Here is a 12,892-nt window from a genome sequence, read left to right as displayed (position 1 = left end):
TCTGTTTTAGAAGCCTTAGAACCATCTTGCCTAGAACGTACAACAACCCTATAGATGTAAACGCCCCGAGGCAGCAAATCATTATACTCATTACGGCCATCCCAGGTTAATTCTGCAAAATGTGTTGGGCTTCCGCTGGAAGTGGCGTTCAAAGTCTTTACCAGTTTGCCAGAAATAGAAAATACCTGTACTTGTACCTCCAGGTCCTGACCTGCTCTATTGTGATCAAAATGAAATGTTGTTTCCTCTGAAAAAGGGTTAGGATGGTTGAATACATGCTCTAACGCAAGATCCGCATCATTTGATACAAAAAACTCTATATAGGCCTCTGCTGAATTATTATACGTATCCCAGGCTTTTAACTTCAGTCTATGTTGTCCGGGAGCTAAGTCTTTAAGCAGGTATTTTATTTCTCCTTGCTGATAACTATCAGGGGCAGTGGTATAATAGTCGTTTAGTATGATCAGGTTGTTCTCATCATCGTCCAGTACCGCTGTAATGTCATGCCCTATGCCTATACCGGTGATATTAATGCCGTTCTCATCAAACAATTTTGCCAAAAGCGTAGGCTTAGTGCCTGTGATACCTCCATGCTTAAAAGAAGTGTCATCCAAGTAAAGCTTAATAGTGGGAGGCGTTTGATCTGTGGCTGCCTCTGCAGCAGTACCACCAATAACAATATTCTGAAGGCCTCCTAAGGCATCTGCCTGGGCACTGCTAGCGTACAGGGTTATTTTGCCTTGCCCATAGTTATAGGCAATATCTTTCGGTACAACAAAAGTAACCTCAAACAGTCCTTGCTTTATTGAGGCCTTGCCATCGTAAATAACATTCTCCCAAACCTTAACCGGCATGGATGGGGCATCATTCCCGAGTGTAAAGCGGGTAATAGGCTTCTCGTATACCTTCAGGTGCAGATCACCGGTAAAATCAGAAGCTTGGTTTCCTGCTTGGTCCTGTATCTGTCCCTGTAGTACTACTTTCCTTAAGGCGGTTAACGTATCAGCATCTGCCTGCACACCATTTATACTTGTTACTTTTGCTTCCAAAGTAGGGTAAGCAAGTTGTAAAGAGGGATCGCAGAGGAGCGTGAAGTTACGGTTATTAACCCCCTTGGAGCCACTTGAATTTTCGTTGATACTGTTGTTCTTAGTCAGCATTACTACATCACCCAGGCGAGGCATACGGCCATTAACAGGCGTGAAGGCACTCCTAAAGAAATTCCGGTTCAGTATGCGGTTTCCACTAGAGTAGACAGGTCGTGTAGTAGTGATGAGACCAATGGCACCACCGGCAGGGTGCAGCAGCGCCATTTCAGCGCCAGACGGACGTGCCGGGTCATCGTAACGGCCAAACTCGCAGGTGGCAGTTAAGAGAAAAGTAAGCTTATCGTTGTTCTGCCAGCTACTGATTTGCGGCAGCGTCAGGATTTGCTCTGAAGCCAGGTCTATCTCTCTGCCGTGGCCGGTATAGTTGATAATAAGCGATCCGTTTTCAACAGCTTTGTCTATGGCAGCATTTGCCTCCGGTGCCCGCTCTCCGCTGGCGGTAGCAATCTGCTTAAAAAGATCAAGGTAAATCTTGTTTGATGTATAATTCGGAAAGTTACTTTCAACATAGTTAGACAAAAACTCAGCGTCCTGCTGGTGCTCATTCGCGTCTCCGTCATCCGCCACAAAAGATATCCTGCTGCGCCAGCTGCCAAAATGCTGAGGGCTGTCGTAGGCAATAATTTTATTTACAAGTAAAGCTGCTTCTGCAGTTGTTTTAGCTGGAAGCCTGCCAATGCCAATATCCAGCAGATGGTCTCCTTGTGCATTTTCTTCCCATTCTCCTTCTTCCTCATCCAAAAAACCATAGTAATCTTCAGAACTGTAGCTCTCGATAGGATGCAAGGATTGCCTCGATTCATAGACCGGAACAAAATTGGTGCTTTTGCTGCGCAAGCGGTTTTTATAGTCATAAGAGGCGTCTCCAAAAAGAAGCAGGTACATCACATCATCACCAGATTTGTTGCTGCGTGTGTAGAGCATCCGCATAAAGTCCCGAATAGCTGTTACATCCTGTGCCCCAGACGAAAACTCGTTGTACACCTGCGCAGTAGTTACCACCTGTACTTTCATGTTACTGTGCTGCGCACGGTGCGCCGCCAGCCTGTTGGCCTCCTGCAAAAAGCCTGGGTAGGTCACGATAACAAAATCAGTGTCGGCACCTAAACCGTGTAAGTTTTGATTAGCTACTTTGCCTACTGCAATAGGTTTGGCGCTGATATTCTGAAATACCACAAACTCACGCAGCACATCTGTGGCTGAGCTAAAGGTGCCGTTATTGTGCTGCTGTGCTACCGGCTGTGTGGGGTTGGTTACATCCCATACTAAGGCACCTGCTGGTAGTGCGGTAATAGTGAAGTTGCTTACTGGCTGCTGTATACTTTGGATAGAGCGGAATGCTGTCTGCTCGCCATATAGCTTTAGTTGGCGCTCGTACATCAGCTCCAGGTAATTGAGGTAGCCGATAGCCACTGAGCCACCGCTGGGGCTAAAGCTGAGTGTTACTTTATAATCAGAGCCTGCTCCCAGGCGTTGCTGGTTAATACTGTAGGTTTGGGTGCTGTTAACTCCCTGTGGGCGATATTCGTTGCTGGAGCTGCCGCTGCTGGCTATTGTTTGTGTGCCAAGCGACTGCCCATTCAGGTTGATCGTAAAAGAGCTGTTGGTAGGGGAGTGCGCCATCAGCGCAGCCGTGAGTTTAACGTTAGATCCTGCCACTACATCAGAAACAGGAAAGCTGAAGTCGCGCGAAGTCTGAAACGAGCTGAAGTCTTCGCCATACCATTCACGGCCAGAATAAACCATGTTCTTCAGGTCTTTTTCATGAAACAGGCGCTCCGTGTAGCTGGTAATAGTTGGGCCTGCACCCGTTGTCTGACCACGGGTAGCTACCCGTGCACCTGCGCTATGGTTGATGCGCAGAAAGTAGAAAGCAGTATCGGAGTAAAGATTATACGTATGCTTGAACTGCTGCTCTGCTTTGTTATATGCCCAGGTATGGGGGCCTTGGGCATAGAAGAGTACATAGTCTGTGTCATCAAATTTTCCGTCTGCTTCTCCTGCTACTGCTATAGCGTTTTCCAGCAGGTCGTCAGGTCGAGGGGTGCTGTTTGGCTGTGGCAGCATGCCGCCTCCGTTGCCGTATACCTGTATCTTTTTAGGGTCTAAACTTTGGGTATTGATTCCTAGGGCCTGTAATACACTCTTGTCTATTTTATAAATGCCACTTTGGGTTACGGCCAGCTTATACCATTCTCCGGTGCTAAGCACAGAGGTGGAGGCCGCCTGTGTGGCGCTGCGGTTTATACTTGTAGAGGGCTTTGAAGTATGAGTTGCTTCTGATAGGCTCTGTACACGAAGGGTGTTAGGAGTGGAGGCAGTGGTTTGTGCCTGAGTGGCTGTAAAGCTAAGGCTTAACAGAAACAGTGCACAAGTATAAACTATTTGCCCGGGCCACATCCACATCATAAGCAAGTATAAATAATCAAAAGCTGCCTGCCGCACCAGTAGTTGTACAGGCGGGGCAGGCAGCAACCTGGATCTTAACAAAGATGCAGGTTAAAAGGTTGTATGACAGAAGGTTTTTATACCTGCTTTAGCTCAAAGGTATAAGACTCCATAATCAGGTTAGCCAGCAGCTTGCTACAAGCCTTGTCTACCTTTTCGCGGGCAATGTCCTCTGTTTCTGCTTCCAGGTTTAAAGTGATATGCTTTCCAATACGCACATCGCTTACCTGATCAAGGCCAAGGTGCTCCAGGCCTAACAACACTGCTTTACCTTGTGGGTCCAACAGTTCGGGGCGAGGCATTACGTCAATTTCAGCAACAAATTTCATGATGTATGGGATGTTTTTTTGATGATAGACAAAAGTATGTACAACACTATGATCAGTGGTATAGCCGCGAATTTAAGCATAGCCGCCAAGATAACCGATAAACCCAGGAAAATAAACCGAATGGCATTATCCTGCCAGGTAAAATTCTTGAACTTGAGTGCAAACAGCGGCAACTCTGCTATCAGTAGGTAAGAGAGCAGCACCGTAAGTATAAGCAACACGGGGTGGTTCAGGATGATCTCGAACATAACCAGGTCTCCTGTTTCCAGAATAAGCGGCAATGAGGCTACAAAAAGAGTACAGGCTGGTGTAGGCAAGCCAATAAAAGACTCTGACTGGCGCGTATCTATGTTGAACTTAGCAAGGCGCAAGGCCGAGAAAACAGTAATCAGGAAGCCGAAAAAAGGCAGAACATCTGCAGATATGCCTAAAAAAGGAGCTTCGATGCGCTGCAAAAGCATAAACATAATCGTGCCCGGTACTACGCCGAAAGACACCATATCAGCCAGTGAATCCAGCTGCTTACCAATTTCGGAGTAAGAACCCATGACGCGGGCCACCATGCCATCCATAAAATCAAAAGCAGCGGCAATACCTACCAGGTAAGCAGTATAAACCAGTTCACCTTTAAAAGCAAAGTATAAACCAAGGCACCCTGCGAACAGGTTAAGGCATGTAATAGCGTTAGGTATGTGTTTCTTCATGTAAGGGCGAGGCAGTCAGGCTACCGCAGAAATGGGTTATTGTTTTTCTCGTAGCCAATGGTGGTTTCAGGTCCGTGGCCGGGATAGACGGTTACATCATCAGGCAAGGCAAACATCTTGGATTTTATACTTTGGATGAGTGTATCAAAGTCACCGCCGGGCAAATCAGTGCGGCCTATGCTGTTGCGGAACAATACATCGCCACCGATGCAAACTTTCTCCGGTCCGTTGTAAAACACAATGTGCCCGGGCGCATGGCCGGGAGTAAAGAGAACATCCAGCGTTGTATTGCCAAACTTCACGGCATCGCCTTCTTTCAGGTAAGCAGTAGGCAGAGCTTCATCATACATCGGAAAACCGTAATTAGAGGCATAACTAGGCACAGCACGCAGCACCTGCTCGTCCAGCTCATGAATCTCCAGCCCAACGCCGTAAGTATCAGCCACAAATTTATTGCCTAACACATGATCTATATGGCAATGGGTATTTAGCAGGCGCACCACCTTCAGGTTATTAGCCGATATAAATTTTTTCAGCTGTTCGCGCTCCTGTTGCTCATAGCAGCCGGGGTCTATCACCACACATTCGTTGGTATCGTCGTGCAGCAGGTAGGTGTTCTCCTGAAAAGGATTAAAAGTAAGGCAGGTAACCTTCATAGCGTTCTCTCTTGTTGTTTAGGCAAGCACAAAATCGGCTTGTAAGTTAAGAATTTACGCGGTACATCTCGTAACTTGCCTTGATGAAATACGATTTTATAGTTGTTGGCCACGGTCTGGCCGGTGCCATCCTAAGCTATACGTTACGCAAGAGAGGCCATCAGGTACTAGTTATTGATGAGCCACGGGCTAGTGGAGCCTCGCGTGTGGCAGCTGGTTTACTAAATCCTATAGCAGGAAAGCGCTTTGCCAAAACCTGGCTGGCCGATACCTTTATACCTGCGGCCGATGCCTTTTATAATGAGCTGGAGGCCCGCTTTGAGCAGCAGCTTTTTGTACATAAACCAATCTATAAAATATTCTCTTCTATTGGAGAGCAAAACACCTGGATGGCCAAAAGCGGCGGTGGCGAGTGGGGAGACTATATTTTGGCAACGCATACGCAAAGTATAAACCAGCCCGGTATTGATGACCCGAACGGGGGTATTATGATTGGCCGCGGCGGCAACCTGCAGGTGGCCCTCATGCTGGATTTACTGGAACAGGAGTTAACAGGCAAGGGCTTGCTGTTGCCGGAGCGGTTCGAAATAGACAAGTTACAGCTTACAGAAGGCGGAGTGAAGTATAAAGAACAGGAGGCGAAGCAGCTGATTTTCTGTGAAGGTTTTCAGGTTATACATAACCCATACTTCAGGTGGTTGCCTATACAGCCTACAAAAGGGGAGGTGCTGGAGGTGCAAACCCAGAATTTTGACCCGGAATGTATCTATAATAAAGCCGTTTACGTTGTTCCCGTAGGAGGTAGCCGATTCAAAGTCGGAGCTACCTACGACTGGCGACAACCCGATGAAGAACCCAGCGCAACAGGGCAGCAGGAACTATCAGAGCGTTTTAGCCAGATTGCTTCTCAACAGTTTCAGGTAGTACATCATTGGGCAGGCATACGGCCAGCTGTTCGTGACCGCAAGCCATTGTTAGGCACGCACCCGCAGTACCCGCAGCTTGCCGTTTTTAACGGCATGGGGTCTAAAGGCGTGTTAATGGCTCCTTACCTGGCCCAGCATTTCTCTGATGTATTGGAGGGCAAGGCAGAGGTGGTAGCAGATGTACATATTTGCAGATATTTATCGTTATATTACGACTATATAAAATAATAAAACCAGCAACCATAAGCGCATGCGTTTTTATACCAGATTATTCACTCTGCTTATATTTTGCCTTCTGACGGTTTCTGCAGGGCAGGCGCAGCCAAATCGCGATGCCTTCGGAAAGAGCCGTATCCAGTACAAAAAATTTGACTGGAAGCTTTACAGCACGCAGAATTTTAATGTATACTTTAGCCAGGGTGGCCAGGACAAAGCCCAAAGTGCAGCTATCTATGCAGAGAAAGAGCTAAAGCGCATCACAAGTCTTATAGGCTACTACCCTTATTCAAAGGTTACCCTTATACTCTATAACTCTCCTTCAGACCTGCTGCAAAGTAATATTGGCCTTAACAATGATCAATACCAGACAGGTGGTGAAACACTTTTCCTGAAGAACAAGGTAGAGCTGGCCTTTGGAGGAACGCAAACAGAGTTTAAGCGTGAGCTAAGCTATCGCCTTACAGATCTGTTAATGAATGACATGATGTATGGCGGCAGCTTAAAAGAAGCCTTACAAAGCAGCTACCTGCTGCGCCTGCCCGATTGGTTTATCAGCGGTGCGGCTGCCTATACCGCAGAAGGCTGGGGTATAGGCATGGATAACTACATGCGCGATATGCTTATGGCGCAGGATAGGCCACGCCCGGAGAAGGTGTTTCTTAAAAATCCGGAGTTAACTGGCCAAAGCATCTGGAACTACGTTGCTGAGCGATACGGTTACACTGCCATCCAAAACATACTGAACCTGACCCGGATAACACGCGATGTTGAAATCGGGATAACCAGCAGCCTTAACATCCCTTACAAGCGTTTTCTGCAGGATTGGTACAACTACTACATCCAGATAAACACCAGCAACAGTAACCCACTGGTACAACTGCCAGATGGCGCTAAGCTCATCAAGAAAAACAAAGAAAGCCACTTCTACGGCAAACCAGTGCTTAACCCTAACGGAACACTGCTCGCTTATGTAAAGAATGACAATGGCATCTATAAGATATTTGTGAAGGAGGTACGCTCGAAGAAAGAGTATGTGGTATGGCGTGCCGGCTATAAAAACCTGGACCAGCGTGTTGATTACAGTGTGCCTGTGCTGGCATGGCGTTCTAACGGTGAGCTTGGATTTATAGAAGCACGCAGAGGATTGATGACTTTACGGCAGATAAATGCCCGCAACAGGTATTCTTTTATACCTTTCTACGAAAACTTAACCACTCCTGCTGTTACGCTGGATGAGTTTGCCCATGTAAATGCCATGGATTACTCTGAAGATGGGCAGACCATTGTAGTGAGTGCCGTCCGCAATGGGCAGTCGGACCTTTTTCTGCTCCGAGCCAACGGTCGTCTGCAGAAGCAGCTGACGAATGATGTTTTTGATGATATAGACCCTGTGTTTCTCACTAATAATGCAGGCATTGCATTTAGCTCTAACCGTTGGGCAGATGGTACGGCGCGTACCGCCGCACCAGACTTTAACAGCGTTGGGAACAACTATGATATTTTCCTGCTGAACCAGCAAGGGCCTGATAACGATATCCGCCAGCTCACCAGCAGCATAGCCAGCGAAGTAAAGCCACGGCCTACGCCAGATGGCAACCTGGTATACTTAAGTGAAGAAAGCGGTATTCGCAGTGTCTATCGCTATGACCTGAGTGCAGGCACCAGTACCCCCGTTACTAATTTTGTTCAGAGCATTGAGCAGTACGATTACGCACCAGAGGCTAATGTACTGGCGATAGCAGCAAGCGATGAAGGAAGCAGCTTTGTATACCTCTTGCCAGATTATCAGCCAACAGCCTTAACGGATCTTCCCCAAACTTCGCGGCAGATTATCCTCGAAACGCGGGCCCGTACAACCGAGGCTGCTGCCACAGCGGCTGCTAACCGCCGGAAACTGCTGGAGCAGGAAAAGCAAGCAACAGAAACACGTCAGGAAGGCGAGATCAACATTAACAATTATGAGTTTGACGCAGGCTCTCAGGCACAACAGCAAAGTAAGCGTAACGCGCCAACTGTGCAGCGAGCAACTGCTGGAGGCAGACCTATCGATCTGGTGGGGCCTTTAGACTACGATCTGCGCTTTAGTGTACAGGAAATTATCACTTCTGTAGATGCCGATCCGCTGTTAGGCTTCGGGATAGTGGCTGGTGTAGAGATGAGTGACCTCTTTGAAAACCACCAGATACGCGGAACAGCCTTTATGCGCACTGATTTTGAGACAAACAACTTTTTTGCAGAGTACATGAACCTGACCAACCGCGTAGATATTGGGGTGCAGTTTGAGCGGGGCAGGCTGGTAGGAAGCTTTTCGAATGCGCCAGGTTCTGTTGTTTCTTTCACGAAAAGCGAACTGACACCAGTGCTCAAGTATCCGCTCAGCCATAGTACCAGCCTGCACCTGAAGCCTAAGTTTGTCAGCAATCGTTTAACTTACTCTAGCCCGGATTTGCTTGCTATTCCGGATTCTGTAGAATCCTTTTGGGGAGGAAACGCTGAGCTGGTATATGATAACAGTGTGATTACTGGAGTTAACCAACGCGAAGGCACACGCTTTAAAGTAGGGTTTCTATCTCTGAGAGGATTTGAGGGGGCAGAAAGCAACTTTAATAAGTTCTATGCTGACTTCAGACACTACCTTAAAATCCACAGACAGATTATACTGGCAACCCACGTGGGCTATGGCGCTTTTTTTGGCAACTCTACTAAGAAGTTCCTGATTGGAGGTATGGATAACTGGCTATTGGCTGATGAAGACGAAGAAGCAGAACTGAATGATGTGCAGATAAACTCGCCTACCGATTTATTTTACCTGGAGTACGTAACACCGCTTAGAGGCTTTAACTATAATGTAAGGAGCGGAAACCGCTATTTGTTGGCAAATGCTGAACTGCGTATCCCCATTGTACAGTACCTGTACAACGGGCCTATCGGGTCAGGCTTTTTCCGTAACCTGCAACTAACTGCTTTTGCTGATGCAGGTTCTGCTTATAATGGTGGCAACCCTTTTACAGGAAATAACTCTGTGAACACACGTACAGTAGGTGGCCGCAGTACACCTCGTAACACAGAGGCTTTTGATATTACAGTAATCAATTATAGAAACCCATTCCTGGTAGGCTACGGCTTTGGTGCCCGTACTACTTTGCTTGGCGTATATGGTAAATTAGATGTAGCGTGGGGTGAAGAAGAAGAAAACCGTGTAGGGCCAAAGTTCTATGTTACGATTGGGTACGACTTCTAAAACACACATACCACATGAACCGCAAAGCAAAACGCTTTGGGCTGGGAGCTTTACTGCTGCTGGGCCTGTTGGCAGCATGGATACACATGGCCGACAAAAACTATGTCTATAAAGCCATTGTCTATAATTTCGCTGATATTGACGATAATAAAATTTTTGAGCAACACAGCATAGCAGCACCTGCCGCCGCTCAGCCCTGGCCCTTGGCTCAGCAGTATAACAGGCAATCTTTGCCTCAGGAGCTGGAGGTGCTACACAAAGAGTTAGAATCCGTTGCTTTTCTGGTGATCAGGAACGACTCTATACTTCAGGAGCAGTATTGGGATGGCTATTCAGATGAATCGCTGAGCAACTCTTTCTCGATGGCAAAAAGCGTTGTGAGCATGCTGATTGGTGCCGCAATACAAGAAGGAAAAATCAAAAACGTAGAGCAGCCGGTGGGGAATTTTCTGCCTGAGTTCAGGCAAGGCAAAAAAGCCAGCATAAAAATAAAGCACCTGCTATGGATGAGCTCCGGGCTGAACTGGGACGAGTCCTACAGCAACCCGCTTTCGATGACCACAGAAGCTTACTATGGTACTGACCTTAAAAAAGTGATTGATAGGCTGGAGGCAGTACAGGAGCCGGGCCAGCAGTGGGAGTACAAGAGTGGTGATACCCAGGTGCTGGGATTTATACTTCAAGCAGCCACAGGTAAAAGCTTGAGTGCTTATGCAGCGGAAAAGCTGTGGCAACCATTGGGAGCAGCACATGATGCTGAGTGGAGCGTGGATAGGCAAGATGGCATAGAAAAAGCCTACTGCTGTTTCTTCTCCAATGCCCGCGACTTTGCACGGCTTGGAAAATTATACTTAAACAAAGGTATCTGGAATGGTGACACACTTGTTCCTCCAGCTTATGTAAAGGCCTCGCTCACTCCTAATGGACTTATCAAAGCCTCTGATGGCGAGAAAGTAGATTTCTATGGGTACCAGTGGTGGCTTATACCTGCTTATAAAGGGCAGGAGATTTTCTATGCTCGCGGTATCCTGGGGCAGTATATTATCGTGATTCCAGAAAAGGAGCTGATTATTGTACGCCTGGGCAAAGAGCGAGGAGAACGCATCGGGGATCACCCAAGTGAAGTATTGGCTATGATTGACGCTGTAAATAAGATGGTAAAGTAGATAAAGTCAGGCGTTGCCGCTCGCTTCTTCAGCAAGTATAAAGTATAAACCCCGTAGCTACTCTTAAAATTGAATAGCTACGGGGTTTATACTTTAGTTTTTAAGCGCTAAGCCAATTTATCGGTAGCGACAGCATAATGCGGGTCTTCCATGATATTTACATCTATTACCTGCTCCGCGTTCTTAAGTAGTAGTCTGCAATCCTCGCTGAGGTGCTTCAAGTGGAGTTTTTTGCCTGCATTATGATACCGTTCCGTCAGCTTATTCAACGCATCAATACCAGACATATCAGCCACTCTACTTTCTTTGAAGTCTATTACAACTTCTTCAGGATCGTTCAAAACATCGAACTTCTCTGTGAAAGCAGTAACAGAGCCAAAAAACAAAGGACCGTAAATTTCATAATGCTTAACACCGTTAGCATCGGTATACTTTCTTGCCCGAATGCGTTTGGCGCTCTCCCAGGCAAATACCAGAGCCGAGATGATAACACCAATCAATACAGCTAAAGCAAGGTTGTGAAGCCAAATAGTGATAACGGCCACCAGAATTCCAACGAAAATATCCTGTTTCGGCATTTTATTGATAATTCTGAAGCTGATCCACTCAAAAGTGCCAATGGCTACCATGATCATAACACCTACTAAGGCTGCCATAGGTACTCTTTCAATTACTGGTGCGCCAAAAAGTATGATCACTAAGATAGCCAGGGCTGACACTATACCAGCCAAACGTGCTCTTGCTCCTGCCGATAGGTTAACTAATGTCTGGGCAATCATAGCACAGCCACCCATACCGAAGAAAAAGCCGTTTAAGACGTTTGCGCTACCTTGTGCCACACACTCTCTGTTTCCCTGTCCTCTGGTGCCGGTAATCTCATCCACCAAATTCAGCGTTAGCAGGCTTTCAGTTAAACCTACTCCAGCCATAATCAAGGCATAAGGAAATATAACCTGCAACATCTCTAAATTGAGTGGCACCTCAGGTATGTGGAAAGGAGGAAACCCACCGCTAACGGCGGCAATATCAGCAACTGTTTTGGTATCAATCCCGAAACCAAGCACTACCAGGAAAACAACAATAATAGCGACCAGTGATGGGGGCACAGCTTTGGTAATGCGTGGGAGTAATACGATAATGGCTATCGTTAAAGCCACAAGCCCAGCCATAATATAAAGCGGGCTACCGGAGATCCAGGTAATATCTCCGTTTGATACGGTCTTGAACTGCTCTAACTGTGACATGAAGATGATAACAGCTAAGCCGTTTACAAAGCCATACATAACCGGTTGTGGCACCAGGCGTATAAATTTGCCTAGTTTAAAAATACCTACCAAAATCTGCAGCACACCAGCCAGAGCCACAGCCGCAAACACGTATTCCAGGCCATGCGATTGCATCAAGGCTATAAGTACTACAACAGTAGCACCTGCACCGCCAGATACCATACCCGGCCTGCCACCAAGCACCGCAGTAACCAAACCCATTATAAAGGCAGCATATAAACCAACCAAAGGCGGAAAACCAGCCAGTATGGCAAAGGAAAGTGATTCAGGTATCATCGTCATGGCAACGGTAAGGCCTGCTAGCACTTCAACTTTATAGTCTACTTTTTGGCTAAAATCGAAGAGTCTTAAATATTGTTTCATTTTTGAATGATGTATAACAAGTGAATCCTTTGGATAGCAAAGGTTCTGGAAGTATTTATACTTTATAGCACGATGATTTTACTAAAGCCGCCACAAGACATACGCATTTGCAAATGTATTTCTATGGAGCAATGTATACCTGTGCAGACGAAAGTGTTTATACCTTCGTTTAAGTATAGGTTAAGAAAATCTAATGTATATAGAGGTTCGCAAGTACAGCTCTAAGGGTGTGTACCGAAGCGAAAAAGTAATGAAGTGGAGCAAACTAACAAAAAGTAGCTTGCCCTAACATCAGGGTGGAGTAAGCGATTTGAAATGGATAGTGTTTCTCATTGCGGGTGCAAAGATAAGGTTTTTGGAGACAAAAGAAGGGCTGTTTTGTCTCAATACTTTAGTATGGCCTTGTTTGTAGTAAGGGCAGTAATGAAAAAAGCCGGATTAAAGC

At 46.6% G+C, this 12,892-nt stretch carries 8 protein-coding genes; 3 read left to right on the top strand and 5 right to left on the bottom strand.

The window, feature by feature from the left end:
• The 4 genes from porU to ACFQ2O_RS14910 form a co-directional block, all read right to left on the bottom strand.
• Positions 1 to 3,599: type IX secretion system sortase PorU (gene porU / locus ACFQ2O_RS14925; protein ID WP_377529177.1), on the bottom strand; the 3,599-nt coding region annotated here is incomplete at its 3' end.
• Between the two features lie 35 nt (positions 3,600 to 3,634).
• Positions 3,635 to 3,886 (bottom strand): phosphoribosylformylglycinamidine synthase subunit PurS, encoded by a 252-nt coding sequence (gene purS / locus ACFQ2O_RS14920; protein ID WP_377529174.1) that lies wholly within the window; start codon positions 3,884 to 3,886, stop codon positions 3,635 to 3,637.
• Positions 3,883 to 4,590, bottom strand: a complete 708-nt coding sequence (locus tag ACFQ2O_RS14915; protein ID WP_377529172.1) for a CDP-alcohol phosphatidyltransferase family protein — start codon at positions 4,588 to 4,590, stop codon at positions 3,883 to 3,885. The genes purS and ACFQ2O_RS14915 overlap by 4 nt, the downstream gene beginning before the upstream one ends.
• Before the next feature lie 20 nt (positions 4,591 to 4,610).
• Entirely contained in the window at positions 4,611 to 5,246 is a 636-nt protein-coding gene (locus tag ACFQ2O_RS14910) for an MBL fold metallo-hydrolase (RefSeq protein ID WP_377529169.1), read from the bottom strand.
• 83 nt (positions 5,247 to 5,329) lie between these two features.
• On the opposite strand from ACFQ2O_RS14910, the gene ACFQ2O_RS14905 reads away from it, so the two are divergent.
• From ACFQ2O_RS14905 to ACFQ2O_RS14895, 3 genes are read left to right on the top strand one after another with little or no spacing between them, the layout of a single operon-like run.
• Positions 5,330 to 6,400 (top strand): NAD(P)/FAD-dependent oxidoreductase, encoded by a 1,071-nt coding sequence (locus tag ACFQ2O_RS14905; RefSeq protein ID WP_377529166.1) that lies wholly within the window; start codon positions 5,330 to 5,332, stop codon positions 6,398 to 6,400.
• Positions 6,401 to 6,422: 22 nt separating this feature from the next.
• Positions 6,423 to 9,632 carry a hypothetical protein gene (locus ACFQ2O_RS14900; RefSeq protein ID WP_377529162.1) on the top strand — a complete coding sequence of 1,070 codons (3,210 nt, stop codon included), beginning with the start codon at positions 6,423 to 6,425 and terminating at the stop codon, positions 9,630 to 9,632.
• Between the two features lie 14 nt (positions 9,633 to 9,646).
• A complete protein-coding gene (locus ACFQ2O_RS14895) occupies positions 9,647 to 10,798 on the top strand; it encodes a serine hydrolase domain-containing protein (RefSeq protein ID WP_377529159.1) in 1,152 nt (383 codons plus the stop codon).
• A gap of 107 nt (positions 10,799 to 10,905) precedes the next feature.
• Here ACFQ2O_RS14895 and ACFQ2O_RS14890 read toward each other — a convergent pair whose 3' ends face one another.
• Positions 10,906 to 12,447 carry a SulP family inorganic anion transporter gene (locus tag ACFQ2O_RS14890; RefSeq protein ID WP_377529157.1) on the bottom strand — a complete coding sequence of 514 codons (1,542 nt, stop codon included), beginning with the start codon at positions 12,445 to 12,447 and terminating at the stop codon, positions 10,906 to 10,908.
• Positions 12,448 to 12,892 lie beyond the last annotated feature (445 nt).

The sequence above is a fragment of the Pontibacter rugosus genome, assembly GCF_042678745.1.
GTDB classification, from domain to species: domain Bacteria; phylum Bacteroidota; class Bacteroidia; order Cytophagales; family Hymenobacteraceae; genus Pontibacter; species Pontibacter rugosus.
This window is presented reverse-complemented; position numbering and strand designations above follow the sequence as displayed.